Source organism: Sedimentitalea xiamensis (assembly GCF_030164465.1).
GTDB classification, from domain to species: Bacteria; Pseudomonadota; Alphaproteobacteria; order Rhodobacterales; family Rhodobacteraceae; genus Sedimentitalea; species Sedimentitalea xiamensis.
On record NZ_JASNJE010000013.1, the window covers coordinates 74,229 to 89,712 of the forward strand.

General features: G+C 65.4%; 18 protein-coding genes and 1 tRNA gene. 7 read left to right on the top strand and 12 right to left on the bottom strand.

Annotated features, from left to right (window positions below):
- Positions 1–15 precede the first annotated feature (15 nt).
- Positions 16–960 carry a hypothetical protein gene (locus tag QO034_RS12070; protein WP_284485790.1) on the bottom strand — a complete coding sequence of 315 codons (945 nt, stop codon included), beginning with the start codon at positions 958–960 and terminating at the stop codon, positions 16–18.
- A 186-nt stretch (positions 961–1,146) separates the two neighbouring features.
- On the opposite strand from QO034_RS12070, the gene QO034_RS12075 reads away from it, so the two are divergent.
- Entirely contained in the window at positions 1,147–2,961 is a 1,815-nt protein-coding gene (locus tag QO034_RS12075; RefSeq protein WP_284485791.1) for a M3 family oligoendopeptidase, read from the top strand.
- Between the two features lie 5 nt (positions 2,962–2,966).
- The gene (locus tag QO034_RS12080) at positions 2,967–3,227 is read left to right on the top strand and encodes a hypothetical protein (RefSeq protein WP_284485792.1); all 261 of its coding nucleotides are present in this window, start codon (positions 2,967–2,969) and stop codon (positions 3,225–3,227) included.
- 145 nt (positions 3,228–3,372) lie between these two features.
- On the opposite strand, the gene QO034_RS12085 is transcribed toward QO034_RS12080, so the two are convergent.
- The 3 genes from QO034_RS12085 to QO034_RS12095 form a co-directional block, all read right to left on the bottom strand.
- Positions 3,373–3,642 carry a DksA/TraR family C4-type zinc finger protein gene (locus QO034_RS12085; RefSeq protein ID WP_284485793.1) on the bottom strand — a complete coding sequence of 90 codons (270 nt, stop codon included), beginning with the start codon at positions 3,640–3,642 and terminating at the stop codon, positions 3,373–3,375.
- Positions 3,643–3,734: 92 nt separating this feature from the next.
- Positions 3,735–4,631: an RNA polymerase sigma factor RpoH gene (gene rpoH / locus QO034_RS12090; protein ID WP_284485794.1), complete on the bottom strand. Its 897-nt coding sequence runs from the start codon at positions 4,629–4,631 to the stop codon at positions 3,735–3,737.
- A gap of 142 nt (positions 4,632–4,773) precedes the next feature.
- Entirely contained in the window at positions 4,774–5,799 is a 1,026-nt protein-coding gene (locus QO034_RS12095) for an RluA family pseudouridine synthase (RefSeq protein WP_284485795.1), read from the bottom strand.
- Here QO034_RS12095 and QO034_RS12100 point away from each other — a divergent pair.
- Entirely contained in the window at positions 5,798–6,121 is a 324-nt protein-coding gene (locus tag QO034_RS12100) for a DUF6476 family protein (RefSeq protein ID WP_284485796.1), read from the top strand. The genes QO034_RS12095 and QO034_RS12100 overlap by 2 nt on opposite strands.
- Positions 6,122–6,139: 18 nt before the next feature.
- Here the strand turns inward: QO034_RS12100 and QO034_RS12105 are convergent.
- Both QO034_RS12105 and QO034_RS12110 read right to left on the bottom strand, forming a co-directional pair.
- Positions 6,140–6,216 (bottom strand) — tRNA-His (locus QO034_RS12105).
- Positions 6,217–6,260: 44 nt separating this feature from the next.
- Entirely contained in the window at positions 6,261–6,743 is a 483-nt protein-coding gene (locus QO034_RS12110; protein ID WP_284485797.1) for a GNAT family N-acetyltransferase, read from the bottom strand.
- Between the two features lie 78 nt (positions 6,744–6,821).
- Here QO034_RS12110 and QO034_RS12115 point away from each other — a divergent pair, with 78 nt between their 5' ends.
- Entirely contained in the window at positions 6,822–7,022 is a 201-nt protein-coding gene (locus tag QO034_RS12115; protein ID WP_284485798.1) for a DUF6324 family protein, read from the top strand.
- Between the two features lie 26 nt (positions 7,023–7,048).
- On the opposite strand, the gene QO034_RS12120 is transcribed toward QO034_RS12115, so the two are convergent.
- The 3 genes from QO034_RS12120 to QO034_RS12130 form a co-directional block, all read right to left on the bottom strand.
- Positions 7,049–8,608 (bottom strand): trimethylamine methyltransferase family protein, encoded by a 1,560-nt coding sequence (locus tag QO034_RS12120; RefSeq protein ID WP_284485799.1) that lies wholly within the window; start codon positions 8,606–8,608, stop codon positions 7,049–7,051.
- 130 nt (positions 8,609–8,738) lie between these two features.
- Positions 8,739–9,431 (bottom strand): HAD family hydrolase, encoded by a 693-nt coding sequence (locus QO034_RS12125; RefSeq protein ID WP_284485800.1) that lies wholly within the window; start codon positions 9,429–9,431, stop codon positions 8,739–8,741.
- A 32-nt stretch (positions 9,432–9,463) separates the two neighbouring features.
- Complete coding sequence (locus tag QO034_RS12130) at positions 9,464–9,748, bottom strand: DUF3572 domain-containing protein (protein ID WP_284485801.1); 285 nt, start codon at positions 9,746–9,748, stop codon at positions 9,464–9,466.
- 94 nt (positions 9,749–9,842) lie between these two features.
- Between QO034_RS12130 and QO034_RS12135 the strand changes: the two genes are divergently transcribed.
- From QO034_RS12135 to QO034_RS12145, 3 genes are all read left to right on the top strand, one after another.
- Positions 9,843–11,240: a diguanylate cyclase gene (locus tag QO034_RS12135; protein WP_284485802.1), complete on the top strand. Its 1,398-nt coding sequence runs from the start codon at positions 9,843–9,845 to the stop codon at positions 11,238–11,240.
- 369 nt (positions 11,241–11,609) lie between these two features.
- The gene (locus tag QO034_RS12140) at positions 11,610–12,026 is read left to right on the top strand and encodes a DUF983 domain-containing protein (RefSeq protein ID WP_284485803.1); all 417 of its coding nucleotides are present in this window, start codon (positions 11,610–11,612) and stop codon (positions 12,024–12,026) included.
- 32 nt (positions 12,027–12,058) lie between these two features.
- A complete protein-coding gene (locus QO034_RS12145; RefSeq protein ID WP_284485804.1) occupies positions 12,059–12,760 on the top strand; it encodes an NUDIX hydrolase in 702 nt (233 codons plus the stop codon).
- 26 nt (positions 12,761–12,786) lie between these two features.
- Here QO034_RS12145 and QO034_RS12150 read toward each other — a convergent pair whose 3' ends face one another.
- The 3 genes from QO034_RS12150 to QO034_RS12160 form a co-directional block, all read right to left on the bottom strand.
- The gene (locus QO034_RS12150; protein ID WP_284485805.1) at positions 12,787–13,485 is read right to left on the bottom strand and encodes an SDR family oxidoreductase; all 699 of its coding nucleotides are present in this window, start codon (positions 13,483–13,485) and stop codon (positions 12,787–12,789) included.
- Positions 13,486–13,573: 88 nt separating this feature from the next.
- Entirely contained in the window at positions 13,574–14,476 is a 903-nt protein-coding gene (locus tag QO034_RS12155; RefSeq protein WP_284485806.1) for an EamA family transporter, read from the bottom strand.
- A 20-nt stretch (positions 14,477–14,496) separates the two neighbouring features.
- Positions 14,497–15,417: a fatty acid desaturase gene (locus QO034_RS12160; RefSeq protein WP_284485807.1), complete on the bottom strand. Its 921-nt coding sequence runs from the start codon at positions 15,415–15,417 to the stop codon at positions 14,497–14,499.
- Between the last annotated feature and the right edge of the window lie 67 nt (positions 15,418–15,484).

Here is a 15,484-nt window from a genome sequence, read left to right on the forward strand (position 1 = left end):
CCGTCCCGCGCCGCGTCAGTCGCAGCGGCCGGTCAATCCGACGGTCCCGCCGCGAATGCCGGTCACGGTGACGGAACAGGTCCTGCCGTCCACCTCCGTCTCGGCGCTTTCACCGACCGCGAGCACCTGTGTCCCCACGCCGTTGATCGACAGCCGGGCATCGCCGCCGACCACGCCCGACACGAAGGCCCGCAGCGCGCCATCGGCCAGCATCACCGTCTGGCCCGGTGTTGCCGAAACCCCGTCTTCCGGCGCGGCACCGCCGTCGCAATCCGAAGACAACGCCACCCCTGCGCCCGACACCTGCGCCACGCCGACCCGGCAGGTCCCGCCGTCATGGCGCACCACCACCGACTCGCCCGCGCCGATCTCCGAGGACGCGCCGTTGATCGACAGAACCGCGCCCTCCGCCGTCACGCGGCGGACAAAGGCCCGCACCGCGCCGTCCGCGAACAATGCCGTCTGCCCCGCGCCCAGCGTCGGACCGGCTGCCGGCATCGCCACCGGATCGGCGGCGGGCGCCGGCGCGGCCGCGCTTTCGGCCTTGTCCGGCCGGGGCCGCACCGCCGCCTGCTTCAGCGCCTCCGCCTGCGACGCGATCTTGGTCGAGATCTCCGCCAGCGCCGTCTTCAGCGCCTCCGATTGCTCGGACGCCGTGCCCGAAATCGCCCCGCCGATGCTGTCCTTCAGTTCCGCAAGCTGCGCCCCGAAGGTTCCAACCAGATCCTCCGAGGCCGAAGCGCCCTCGGCCAGTTGCGCCTCCAGCGACTCGATCCGCGCCGACAGCGCCGCCATCGCGCTGCTTTGCGCGGCGCTGGATTCCGTCATCGGCGCCATCGCCCGCTGCACCGCGTCATGCAAAGGTCCATCGACCGAACCCTTGCCGATCATCACCCCTGCCAACAGCCCGATCACGCCGCCCACGATACTGGTGACAACCGGATTCTTTACAATACTCACGCCATTCTCTCCCCTGTTGTTCGCACCCGCAATCAGCCCGTGCCACATGCCGCCCGACCCGGTGCACCCGGCAGATGATACCGAATCAAAGCCGGATTTGTGGATTTTTTCGCTGCATTCGGCCCGAACACTTGCATCTGCCCGACCCGGCACACTAGGTGCCATGAAAAGCGAAAGGAATGTGCGATGACGATCAAACCGAATTTCGACGCCAACGCCACGGGTGGCGGCAAGGATCTCGGCAACCTGCCCGAATGGGACCTCAGCGATCTCTATAGCGGCGAGGACGCGCCGGAACTGAAACGCGATCTCGACTGGCTCGAAACCGCCTGCGCCGATTTCGCCCGCGACTACGAGGGCAAGCTTGCGGAACTCGACGCCGCCGGGCTCTTGGACTGTGTGCTGCGCAACGAACGCATCAGCACCGTCGCCGGGCGCATCATGTCCTTTGCCGGGCTGCGCTATTACCAGCAGACCACCGATGCGAGCCGGGCCAAGTTCCTCTCCGACATGCAGGAGAAGATCACCAATTTCACCACCCCGCTGGTCTTCTTCACCCTCGAATTGAACCGGCTGGATGACGGCGTTCTGGACGCGCATTTCGCCGCCAATGCCGATCTCGCCCGCTACAAGCCGGTGTTCGACCGCATCCGCGCGATGAAACCCTACCAGCTCTCCGACGAGCTCGAGAAATTCCTGCACGATCTGGGCGTCGTCGGCGACGCCTGGGAAAAGCTGTTCGACGAAACCATCGCCGGGCTGGAATTCACCGTTGACGGCGAGACGCTGAACATCGAGGGCACGCTGAACCTCTTGACCGAACAGGACCGCGCCACCCGCGAGGCGGCGGCCCGCGAACTGGCCGATGTCTTTGCCGACAACATCAAGACCTTCGCCCGCGTCCACAACACCCAGGCCAAGGAGAAGGAAATCGTCGACCGCTGGCGCGGCATGCCCACCCCCCAGACCGGCCGCCACCTGTCAAACGACGTGGAGCCCGAGGTCGTCGAAGCGCTGCGTGAAGCCGTCGTCGCCGCCTATCCCAAACTCAGCCACCGCTATTACGAACTCAAGCGCAAATGGCTGGGGCTCGACAAGATGCAGGTCTGGGACCGAAACGCGCCGCTTCCCATGGAAGACACCCGCATCGTCGATTGGGCCAGCGCCGAAACGACCGTGATGGAGGCCTACAATGCGTTTGACCCCCGCATGGGCGAGATCACCGCGCCCTTCTTCTCCAGGGGCTGGATCGACGCCGCCGTGAAACCCGGCAAGGCGCCCGGCGCCTTCGCCCACCCCACGGTGACCGAGGTGCACCCCTACGTGATGCTGAACTATCTCGGCAAACCGCGCGACGTGATGACGCTGGCCCACGAACTGGGTCACGGCGTCCATCAGGTGCTTGCGGCGGGCCAGGGCGAAATGCTCTCCTCCACGCCGCTGACGCTGGCGGAAACCGCCTCCGTCTTCGGTGAAATGCTGACCTTCCGCAAGCTGCTCGACAATGCCGAAACCCCCGAACAGCGCAAGGTGCTGCTCGCCGGCAAGGTCGAGGACATGATCAACACCGTGGTGCGCCAGATCGCCTTCTACGATTTCGAATGCAAGCTGCACGCGGCGCGGCGCGGCGGCGAACTCACACCCGATGACATCAACGCCCTCTGGATGAGCGTGCAGGCCGAAAGCCTCGGCCCGGCCTTCGAGTTCATGGAGGGCTACGAAACCTTCTGGGCCTATATCCCGCATTTCGTGCATTCGCCCTTCTACGTCTATGCCTACGCCTTCGGCGACGGGCTGGTGAACGCGCTCTACTCGGTCTATGCCGAAGGCGACGCGGGCTTCGAGGACAAGTATTTCGAGATGCTCAAGGCCGGTGGCTCCAAGCACCACAAGGAGCTTCTCGCGCCCTTCGGGCTTGACGCCAGCGATCCGAAGTTCTGGGACAAGGGGCTCGACATGATCTCCGGCCTGATCGACGAACTGGAAGCCATGGAAAGCTAGCCGCCATGCCGCAGGAGCGGAACGGCGGAACCGGCCGCACCCTGCGCGGGCGCATGGCCCGTTTTCTGGTGCGGACCCGCAGCCGGGTTCCGCCAGGCCTGCGGCTCGTCCTCGGCCTGCTGCTGATCGCCGGCGGCATCGTCGGCTTCCTGCCGGTGCTCGGCTTCTGGATGATCCCGCTCGGCGTCATGGTGGCGGCCCTGGACGTGAAACCCCTGGTCCGCCGGTTCCGGGGCGACAGGCGAACGCCGCCGAAATCGGATTGACACCGCCACGCCCCGCGCGCCCGGCCCGGCGATCTGCACGACGGCGTATGCACGGAAAGCTGCGCACATGTCACAGCCCGTCCCGGCCCTGTTTCATCGCCGCGATGCCAAAGGCCGCGACCGCCGCCTCAACCGCCCGGCGCGCTCACTTCAACTGGCTGTCCTTGCTGCCCCGGCGATTGATCCCGCCCCGCGCCTGGAAGGCGCTGTCGCGTTCGGCCATGCAGTCGATGCACAGCTTGACGCCGGGGATCGCCCTGCGCCGCGCCTCGGGGATCGGCTCCTCGCATTCCGCGCAATGGGTCAGGCTCTCGCCCTCCGGCGCCCGCCGCGCCTTCAGCCGCGCCAGTTCATCGGATATCGACGCCTCGATCTGCTCGCTGACCGCGCCGTCGCGTGTCCATCCACCCGCCATTGTCCGCCTCCCCGGCCCCGGCTTCATCTTTGCAGGAAAACTCCGGGGGAGTCGCCGTCAGGCGACGGGGGCAGAGCCCCCGCCCCCGTATGTCACGCGCTCCCCAGCATGCCCTTGTCGCGGGCCAGATCCCGCATCTTCTTCTGCAGTTTCTCGAAGGCCCGCACTTCGATCTGCCGGATACGCTCGCGGCTGACGTTGTACTGGCCGCTCAGGTCTTCAAGCGTCACCGGCTGATCCGACAGGCGGCGCTGGGTCAGGATGTCCTTTTCGCGGTCGTTGAGCACGTCCAGCGCCTGCGCCAGCAATTCGCGGCGCGCTTCCATCTCGTCGCGCGCCTCGTAATCCCCGGCCTGATCGGCGTCCTCGTCCTCCAGCCAGTCCTGCCACTGCATCGAGCCTTCGCCTTCGGCGCCGACGGTCGCGTTCAGGGACGCGTCCCCGCCCGACATGCGCCGGTTCATGCTGATGACCTCGTCCTCGGTCACGCCCAGATCGGTGGCGATCTGCCTGACGTTGTCCGGGTGCAGGTCGCCCTCCTCCAGCGCGCCGATCTTGGCCTTGGCCTTGCGCAGGTTGAAGAACAGTTTCTTCTGCGCCGAGGTCGTGCCCAGCTTCACCAGCGACCAGCTGCGCAGGATATATTCCTGGATGCTGGCGCGAATCCACCACATGGCGTAGGTGGCCAGACGAAATCCCTTCTCGGGGTCGAACCGCTTGACCGCCTGCATCAGCCCGACGTTGGCCTCGGAAATCACCTCGGCCTGGGGCAGACCGTAGCCGCGATAGCCCATGGCGATCTTCGCCGCGAGGCGCAGGTGGGAGGTGACCATCTTGTGCGCCGCCTCGGTATCCTGTTCCTCGACCCAGCGTTTCGCCAGCATGTATTCCTCTTCCGGCTCCAGAAGCGGGAATTTGCGGATTTCCTGCATATAGCGATTCAGCCCGCCTTCGGGCGTCGGTGCCGGCAGATTTGCGTAATTGGCCATCTTGTCCCTCCCAATGTTTAGCGGGTTAACATAGATATGGTAGCGTATCTGACCGTTTCAAGGCCTTCGGGACCCATATTGCACTTGAAACGGCACCGAGTCAGGCCCATGTCGGCGCGTTCACGCGCATGTGCTGTTCATGTCAGCCGCGCAAGGTTTCTATCAGACCGGCGATATCCGCCGGCATGGGGGATTCGAACCGGACGGACTCGCCAGTGACCGGATGGACGAACCCCAGCACTGCGGCGTGCAGCGCCTGCCGCGGAAAGCTCCGCGCCGCCTCCACCGCGGCCTCGGGGACCGACCTGGCCGCCAGCTTGCGCCGCCCGCCATAGACCGGGTCGCCGATCAGGCCATGCCCCGCATGGGCCATATGCACCCGTATCTGGTGGGTGCGCCCGGTTTCCAGCCAGCATTCGACCAGCGCCGCGACCGGCGGCGCACCGAAGGGTTCGATGATCCGCACCCGAGTCACCGCATGCCGCCCGCCCTGAAACACCACCGCCTGTTTCTGCCGGTCGGTCCGGTGCCGCGCCAGCTGCGTCGTCAGCCGCAGGATGTTTCCGGACTCGAAACTCGCGCCGCGGATGCCGTGCAGCCGTGGATCGCTGGCGTCCGGGACGCCGTGACAGACGGCGCGGTAATAGCGTTCGACCGTATGCGCCTCGAACTGCGCCGCAAGCCCCTGGTGCGCCGCATCCGATTTCGCCACCACCAGCAACCCGCTGGTATCCTTGTCGATCCGATGGACGATGCCCGGACGGCGGATGCCGCCGACACCGGACAGATCGCCGCCGCAATGGTGCAGCAGCGCGTTGACCAGCGTGCCCTCCGGCGTTCCGGGGGCCGGATGCACCACCATCCCCGCCGGTTTGTCGATCACGATCAGGTCGCTGTCTTCATGCACGATGTCCAGCGGAATGGCCTCGGGCCCGATATGGCTGTCGACTGCGTCCTCTACCGACACCACCACTTTCGCGCCCTCCGGAACTCTCGACTTGGCGTCGGTCAGGATCTCGCCGTCAACGCGGATCGCCCCGTCCGCGATCAATCGCGCTAGGCGGGTCCGCGACAGGGCCGCATCGTCTGGCACATCGCGCGAAAGCGCCTTATCAAGGCGGGGCGGCGGATCCGCCGCGATGGTGAACTCTATCTGGCGCGTGACCATGTCTGATCCTTCCGAACCGGTTCCGGAACCGGCGAACCTGCGGTTTCTGCGCCGGCTCGTAACGACGCTGACGGCGGTGATGATTGTCGGGCTTTTAGTGATCGTGTCGCTGCTTGTCATCCGTTTCTCGTCCGACCCCGCGCCGTCCGCATTGCCCTTGCCCGAGAGCATCGCCCTGCCCAACGGCGTCACGGCGGCGGCCGTGACATACGGACCCGACTGGTACGCGATCGTGACGAATGACGGGCGCATCCTGATCTACGACCGCGCAACCGGCGCGCTGCGCCAGACGGTTACGATCGACACGCCGGATACGGAATGATCAGACCAGGTTGGGGAATGGTACCACCTCCCCGGCTCGAACGGGGGACCTCTTGATCCACAATCAAGCGCTCTAACCAACTGAGCTAAGGCGGCACGCATGGGCGATGTAGACAACCCATATTCTGAATGCAAGAGGCTTAAAGGTCAATCCGCCAGCTTTGTTCCACCAGATCGACGCCAAAGGAATGCACCGGACGGCTGTCCACCAGTCGCCACCCGGCCGCCGCGTACAGCGCGCAGGCGGCGCGGTGGCTTTCATGCGTCCAGAGCTGCATGTCGTCGTATCCAGCCGCTCGGGCAAAGGCCATGCAGGTCTTCAGCAGCCTCTTGCCCAGCCCCTTGCCCCGCGACTCGGGCGTCAGCAGGAACAGGCGCAGCTTGGCGGTCCGCGGTCCGGCCCTGACGCAAAAGATGCTGCCGATGCGGCGTTCGCCCTCCATCGCGATCCATCCGCGTTCCCGCGCCGGATCGTTCTGCGCCACGAATTCGGCCAGGATGTCGGCGACCAGAGCCCCGAAGGTTTCGTCGAAACCCTCGTCGCGCGCGTAGAGCGTCTGATGCTGCTTCACCAGCCAGGCGGCGTCTGACGCGAGAAACGGGCGCAGGGTGACTTCGGACATGCGTCACCCTGCCCCGAAGGCCGCTTGATTCTCAACCGTCGCCAAGCTAGCAGGGTCGCGCAGTCACGGAGACCTGTCATGGGCATCAACACCGAACGCGACATCGAAGCCAACATGCAGATCGGGCCGACCGATTCGGGCATGGTGCGCATATTCGTCGAAGCGCAGGGCATAGAGATTCCGATGGATTTCGAACCCGAAGAGGCCGAGGAAATCGCCGATGAACTGCGCGCCGCCGCGCAAGCCGCTCGGTCCCTGGGAACCACGCGCAAACGCTGACGGGACGCGTCCCGAAGCGAAACCCGTCAGAAATCCGTCGGCGCACCGCCTTCCCGCTTGCGCCTTTCGACAAAGGCCGCGAGTTCCTCGCGGATCGCCTCATCCATCGGCGGCGGCTGGAAATCGGCAATGATGCTCTTGAACATGTGATGCGCCCGTTCCGGCGTCCAGATGCCGCCGGCGGCCTCCCAGCCCTCATAGTTCTTCCAATCGCTCAGGAAGGGCTGGTAAAACGCCGTCGTATAGCGGTCCTGGGTGTGCTGGATGCCAAAGAAATGCCCGTCGTTGCCCACCGCCCGGATCGCGTCCAGCGCGATCTCGTCGGGTCCGGTGGCGGTGATCTCCGGATCCATGTAACGTTGAATCTGCTGCAGGATTTCGCAATCCATGATGAACTTCTCGGGGCTGGCAATCAGCCCGCCTTCAAGCCATCCGGCGGCATGATAGACCATGTGCGTGCCGGATTGCACCGCCGCCCACAGGCTGTTGGAGGTCTCCCACATCGCCTGACCGTCCGGCACATTGGCCGCGCAGACGCCCGAGGAGCGCATCGGCAGCTTGTAGAACCGCGCGAGCTGGCCCGTCATCTGCGTCGCGCGCATGTATTCCGGCGTGCCGAAGGCGGGTGCCCCGGATTTCATGTCGACATTGCTGGTGAAGGTGCCGATCACGCAGGGACAGCCGGGATTGATATATTGCGCCAGCGCGATGGCGATCAGACCCTCGGCCAGGGACTGCGCGACAGCCCCGGCCATCGTCACCGGAGCCATTGCGCCCGCCAGAGTGAACGGCGTCACCACGCAACCCTGTCCGCGCCGGGCCATCCGCATCCAGCCGTCCAGCATCGGATAGTCGTGCTTCAGCGGCGAGGTCGAGTTGATATTCGTGTACATCCGGGGGGTTGCGTCAAATTCCTCATGCGTGAGTCCGCCCGCGATACGGACCATTTCCATCACGTCTTCGACCCGTTCCCTGCCCAGCGAATAGGCATGCATCACCTTGTCGGTCAGCGTCAGCTTGTCATAGACCACATCCAGGTGGCGGATGCTGGCGTGAATATCGACCGGTTCCACCGGATAGCCGCCGGCGAAATGAATGCAGTTGAAATACTGCGTCAATTTCAGCAGGTTACAGCACATTTCTCGCGTGCCCGGAACCTTCCTGCCGATCTCCATGTCCCAGTAGTTCGGCGGCGATGACACGTTGCCGAACAAGAGCGTCCTGCCGCCCACCGTGATCTGCCGCTCGGGATTGCGCGGGGTCAGGGTGAACTCGGACGGCGCCTTGCCGACCATCTCCATGATGAAATCCCGCCCGCAGCGCACGACGTTTCCGTCTATGGAACAGCCGGCTTGCCGGAAGATCTCCAGCGCTTCCGGATTGAGGATGGCGATGCCGATATCCTCGAGGATTTCCATCGCCCCGTTGTGAATGGCGAGCACCCCTTCGTCGGTCAGCGGTTCGACGGGACGGTCCCTGTTGATGGGCGGTTTCCAGGGCATCTGTTCGATGACGGCACCGCCGCGGCGGGCCGCGTTCCCGGCGCGCCCGCCGCCGCGTCGCTTGCGGGTATCCGTGTCTGGCATGATCCGCTCTCCTGCTGACCCGACCGCATTGGGCAACATGGCGCAGGCACTCGCCGCTCTGATAGCGACAGGGTCTGTCGCAATTCATGCGATGACGTCGATTTCGGCGAATGTCAGGCCGCCGGACCGTTCAAACCCCGAGCCAGGCGGGCAGATGCCCGATGTCGGGCAGGATCACATCCGCATAGGGGCCAAGATCGGCCGGTCCGGCCATCCCGGTCAGGACTCCGACCGTCCTCATTCCGGCGGCGCGTCCGGCGATCAGATCGTGGGTGCTGTCACCGACCATCGCCACGTTTTCCGGATGCACACCAACGGCCCGCGCAAAGGCGATAAGCTGCCCCGGCGACGGTTTGGCGCCATAGCCGCTGTCGAACCCGGCGAGGAAATCGAACCGGTCCACGACCCCGGCGGCGCCAAGATGCGCCAGCGCCGGCGCTTCCGCGTCGTTCGTCGCCACGCCCAGTTTCAGCCCCAGGCCGCGCAGGCGATCCAGGAACGGCGCCAGCGGCACGGCCTCGGCCTGCGGCGCGGCTTCGGCTTCCTCGTTCAACATGGCAAGAATGTTGTCGCCGGACAGATGCGTCAGATGCGGCACGAGCGCCGCCGCCACCTCGGCCGGCGTTCCCGCGATCACGATGCTGTCGGGCTGAAACCGCGAACTGGCCATGTCGAACCCGATCTGGTGCCCGACATAGGCCGCACGATCCTGGTCGCGCTCCGTCGCCCGGAGCAGGAAGGACCGCGCCCAGGCTTCCCAGGTGGCGGCGAAGTCGAACAGCGTTCCGTCCTTGTCAAACAGGATGGCCGCAACAGGCGCCATGACCACAGGTTCCTTTCCCGAAGGTTCCAACATCACGTCCAGTGCATCTGCGCGCCGCCGGGCAAGGCGGCGCGGGCCTGCATCGGAACGTCATAGGACACGGAGCGGGAATCGCAAAAGGCGACGATCCAGGCGTCGTCCATCATCAGGAAATCCAGAACCGATCCGAGAAACTCGGGCTCGCCCGCCCGCTGGCGCAGATCCTGTTCGGATGCGCCGCTTGCGCCGAGGAAAACCGGCAGCAGATCCTCCTGTCCGACCATCCAGGTCAGAGCGTTCAGGGCGAGCGTTTCGGCGGCATCGGCGGAATACGGCATGGCGGGTGTCTTTTTCGCGGTCGGAAAGGGTTTGTTAACGTCTCTCATAAAGACTTTGAAACAATATTGATACAAGCGTCGAAAGGCCCGCTGCGTGCAAGGCACAATCCTGATCCTGGACGGCGTGTCCACCAATCGCATCATGCTGAAGGTGCAATTGTCCGCAGCCTATTACCATGTGGTCCAAAGCGATGGCCTGCAGGGGTTGCTGCCGATGGCGCGGCGGGCGCAGCCGGACCTGATCGTCACGGCGATGACCCTGCCGGACGGAGACGCCCTGGCGGTCCGCCGACTGATGCAACAGGACGATTCCCTGCGCAACGTGCCGATCATCGCCATCACCTCGCAGAACGACCGCGCCGCACGTCTGACGGCGCTCGAAGGCGGCATCGACGACGTGCTGACCCAGCCGGTGGACGACCTGATCCTTCAGGCGCGGATTCGCAGCCTGCTGCGCGCCCGAAGCAGCACGGACGAACTGCGCCTGCGCGACGGGGCGTCCTCGATCCTGGGATTCGCGGAACCGGCGGCGGCCTTCACCGCCCCGGCCCGCGTCGCCCTGCTGACCCGCGACTCCGCCACCGGGGCGCTGTGGCGGGCCAGGCTGAAAGGCATGGTGCGCCATCGCCTGGAAAGCCACCAGATGAGCAACATCCACGCCATGATGTCCGACCCCATGCCCGACGCCATCATTGTCGATCTGACCGGCCCCTATCCCGACATGGGTCTGCGCCTGCTCGCGGACCTTCGGGCCCGCAGCCAGACAAGCCAGGCCGCCCTGATCGCCGTGGTGCCATCCACGACTCCGGAACTGGTTGCGGACGCGCTGGACCGCGGTGCCCATGACGTTCTGCAAACCGGGTTCTGCCCCGAGGAGCTGGCGCTGCGGCTTACGGCGCAGTTGCATCACAAGGCCAGTTCCGACCGCCTGCGCGATTCCGTGCGCGACGGGCTCCGGGCCGCTGTCCGGGATCCGATGACAGGGCTCTACAATCGCCGCTATGCGCTTCCGCATCTGGCCACCATCGCGATGAACGCGGCGCGAACGGGCAAAAGCTTTTCGGTGATGCTGGCGGATCTGGATCACTTCAAGCGGATCAACGACAACCACGGCCACCAAGCCGGCGATGCGGTGCTGATGGAAACCGCACGGAGGCTGAAAAGCGAACTTCGCTCCACGGACATGATTGCCCGTGTCGGCGGCGAAGAGTTTCTGATCGTGATGCCCGACACCGACCAGGCCGCGGCCTCGATCGTCGCCGGAAACCTGTGCCGGCGCATCAACGCGCACCCGTTCCAGTGTCCGGGCGTCTCGCAGCCACTGCATGTGACCACCAGCATCGGCGCCGTCGTGGGCCGCCCGCTGGGTCCGGACTCTGGATTGACCGCGGATCAATACGCGACGGCCCTGATCGGACAGGCCGACCGCGCACTCTACGAAGCCAAGGGAAGCGGGCGCAACAAGGTGTCCCTCACGCCGGCCGCGGCCTGATACCGGCACCGGCATGCAGCGGCGGCTCGGGGTCCCGCCCGGTCGTCGGGCGAGCGCATTGCGCGGCGCGGCGGCGTCGAGTTCCGCTTCCTTGCACGCGGCTCGTGGATTCCCGCCCGCGAACCGGTTCCGCCACCCGCTTTCCCGATTCAACCGGCGATCCCGCTGGCAGCGGTTCCACACGCCAAGGTCCGCGGTCTTCGCAAATGTGATGAACAGGGCGAGGCGATACCCCTTTCAAGCCGGTGCGCAGGCCGCGGAAACAGACATTCCCGGCCAGGGCACGCGACATCGCGCCGCAATGCCCAACTGCACCCTTTCCGTCAGCCTTCAACGTGCCCATCTTGAGCCAGAGAGAGCAAGGACATCATGCGATACGATCCGACCCATATTCAGGCCGAAGACAACGGCACCAGTCCGATCGGCGATCCGGAGGTTCGTGATCTCTGGCCCGCCCTGCTGAAAGGCTGGCGTCGCAAATGTCCGCATTGCGGCAGCGGACCGCTGCTTTGCAGCTATCTGAAGGTCAACGACACCTGCACGGTCTGCCGCGAGGAACTGCACCACCACCGCGCCGACGACGGTCCCGCCTATCTGACCATCCTGATCGTGGGGCACCTGATGGCACCGCTTCTGCTGCTGGTCTTTGAAACCTTTCGGCCCGATCCGCTCATCCTTTTCACGATCTTTGCGGTTGGATGTGTCGCGTTGTCGCTTTACCTTCTGCCCAGACTGAAGGGGGCCATCGTCGGGTTCCAGTGGGCCCGCCACATGCACGGGTTCTGACACCCGGCAGCTCCGCAACCCGGCGAGGCACCATGACAACAGACAAATCCGCGATCCGAAACGCCGCCACGGTGATCGTTCTGCGCGACCGCCATGACGATCCGTCCATTCTCATGGGGCAACGTGGTTCCAAGGCGGCCTTCATGCCGAACAAGTTCGTCTTCCCCGGCGGTGCGGTCGATGCCGCGGACGCGCTGGTGCCGCTGGCCGCCCCGCTGCCCGCCCTGTGCCAGAACCGTCTGCGCGACAACGCCCCCGAAGACCTGCAACACGCGCTTGCCGCTGCGGCCGTTCGCGAGCTCTGGGAAGAAACCGGCCTGATCCTGGGCCGCCGCGGATCCTGGCCGGACCCGGTGCCCGCCGATTGGCGCAGCTTTGCCGAAACCGGCCATCTGCCCGCCGCCGAAGGTCTTCAGTTCGTGTTTCGCGCCCTGACCCCGCCGGGCCGTCCGCGCCGTTTCGACGCCCGTTTCTTCCTGGTGGATGCGGACGATATCCAGAGCGACCTCGACGATTTCACCCACGCCTGCGACGAGCTTTCCCACCTGCAATGGATCAAGCTGCGCGAAGCGCGGAACTTCGACCTGCCCTTCATCACCGAAGTCGTGCTGGCCGAGGTCGAGGGGCGCGTCACCGACAGGACGCCGCCCGACAGCGTGCCCTATTTCCGCAACGACGAGGAAGCCAGCCTGTTCCTGCGCCTGCGCGGCCATGTGATGCCCGAGCATGACTGACCCGCCGCCGATGGGCGGAAACAGAGTCAGAGATAGGGCGATCTTTGCGGGCGCACCGTCAGTTCGGTCACGCAGGCGGTGTTGGGCAGGGTCAAGGCGGTCGCGATCAGTTCCGAGATATCGGCGAGCTGGATCATTTTCGACCGGTCCTTGTCGGCGGCGTCAACCGCGGGCGTATCCACGAAACCGGGATGCACCAGCGTCACACGCACCCCGTCCTCGCGCACATCCTCGAACAGCGCGCGTGCGAACCCCGCCTGCGCATGGCGTAATGCGCAGTGAATCGCGTGGTTCTTCCAGCCGATCCAGCTGGTCGGCCCGCAGACATAGACAACCGCCCCCTCGGTCTGGCGCAGCGCTGGCAACACATGCGCCGTCAGGCGGATCGTGGCCCTCAGCACACTGTCGATGGACAGATCCCAATCCTCGAACCGCTCGGTCGAAACCGGCCCATAGGTGAACTTGGCCGCGCAATGCACCAGCGCGTCGAGACGGTTCCTGCCCGTTGCCCATTCCGACAGGCTGGCAATCGCCTCCATGCACTGCATTTCCGCCTGGAAACATTCCCCGCTGCCGCCGGCCCCGGCAACCAGGTCCAGCGTCTCGCGCAGGGCCTCCACCCGGCGGCCCTGCGCCAGGATATGCCAGCCTTCGGATGCCAGGCGCACCGCCGTCGCCCGACCGATCCCGCTCGACGCGCCCGTAATCAATGCTGTCTTGGTCATGCCCGCCGCCTCACTCCCCACGCCGCATGGCGTTAGCCTACGCCCTGAGGTCGTAGGCAGGCAAGATCGGGCTTCTCACCCGACCGACTCAAATCGCCAGCACGAGCAAGAGAATCGACAGGCAGAGCAAGGCCATGCCGCCGATTTCCCGCCGCGTCACGGTTTCGCGGAAGAACAGCACCGAGGCCAGCAGGCTGAGCACCAGTTCAACCTGTCCGAGCGCCTTGACATAGGCCGCGTTCTGCAAGGTGAAGGCCAGGAACCAGCAGAACGACCCGGCCATGGAAAACAGCCCCACCCAGACCGCGACCCGCCGGGTATCCCAGACCGCGCGCAGTTCCGCCCGGTCGCGCAGAAGGAGCCATGCCGCCATCGACAGCGCCTGAAGGCTGGCGACGCAGGCCAGTGTGATGGCGGCGCGAAACGCCGGTTCCACGTCGCCCAGTTGCAGCGAGGCGCCGCGATAGCTGACGGCGGAAAAAGCGAACAGCACCCCCGATCCCAACCCCAGAAGCGATGCCCGGTTGGTCAGGTGACGCAGCCACGACCCCTCCACATCCGGCGTCCGGGACAGCAGGAGCACCGCCGCCAGCCCCAGCAGGATCGCGGCGAACCCGCCGGCGCTGACACCTTCGCCCAGCACGACCAGACCGACCAGCGCGGTCTGGATGACCTCGGTTTTCTTGAAGGTGATGCCAACCGCGAAGTTCCGCTGCTTGAACAGCAGGACGACGCAGATCGTCGCCAGGATCTGCGACAGCCCGCCGATCGCGGCAAAGGTCCAGAACGCCGGCACCAGCGGCGGCAGGGCGCGGCCGCTGATCCACAGATATCCTGCCAGAAGCGCAACGATCAGCGGCGCCGAATAGGCGAAGCGGGCAAAGGTCGCCCCCGCTGCCGACAGCTTCGTGGTGCTGAGGCTTTTTTGCAGCATGAACCGCAGCGTCTGAAAGACGGCGGCCGCCAGCGTGACGGGAATCCAGAGTGCCATGGATCCCTATTGGCGCAGTTTCAGGGCTTCGGCCAGAGCGGATGTGGCACCGGGTCCTTCGCGCGCCAGAAAAACCGGCGAAACACCTCGCCGTAGGACCGGAAGACATAACCGTCGTTCACCGACAGGTAACGGTCCCGGCCAGTGCGGTAAAGCGCCGGAAGACGATACCACGGCGCCGAGGGGTGCATGTGGTGCACCGCATGCAGGTTGTTGTTCAGGAACAGGAAGGCGAGCGGGCCGCGATCCTCGATGATGACGGTGCGGCCACGGATCTGTTCATGGGCGCGATGTTCGAGGAAGGTGCGGATCTTCAGGACACCCAGGGCGCAATAGGCGGCTGTGACATAGGCCCAGACCGGCATCCCCGACGCCATGACCAGCGCGAGCACCGCCGCGACTCCGGGCAGATGCAAGCCCCAGGCCAGCCAGATCGCCCGGTCGCCTTGCAGGGCGCCCGCCCATTCGGCTTTCAGGAACGTCATCTGCCCGATCAGCGGCCCCAGGAGCATCCGCCCGAGCAGCGTGTTGTTCGCCTTTAAGACGGCTCGCTTCCAGCGCGGCATCGCGGCCCAGACCGCCGGGTCCAGATAGTTGCTTTCCGGGTCGTCGTAGGGGTCCGTCAGGGTGCTGTCGCGATGGTGCGCCAGATGCTGGTCGCGGAACCGGTTGTAGGGGATGAACAGGCTCAACGGCAGCGCCATCAGCGCCTCGTTCATCGCTTTGGACGGAAACGGATGACCATGCAGGGCTTCATGCGTCAGCGAAGAATGCAGCGCCACCAGCAGGATCGTGACGACAATGGTGAGCAGGAGCGAAACGTCGGCCAACCAGAACACCGCAAGGAACCAGAAGCCGTAACAGGCTGTGATCAGGGCGAAAGTCGCCCATTCCACCATCCGCGCACGCGCCGCCGGAGGCGTTCCCGCCAGTGTCGTCATTCCGTAGCCTGTCGATTGTCCCGGTATTCAGTAAACACGGTCGCACGCCTGTGACCATTCCAATAAT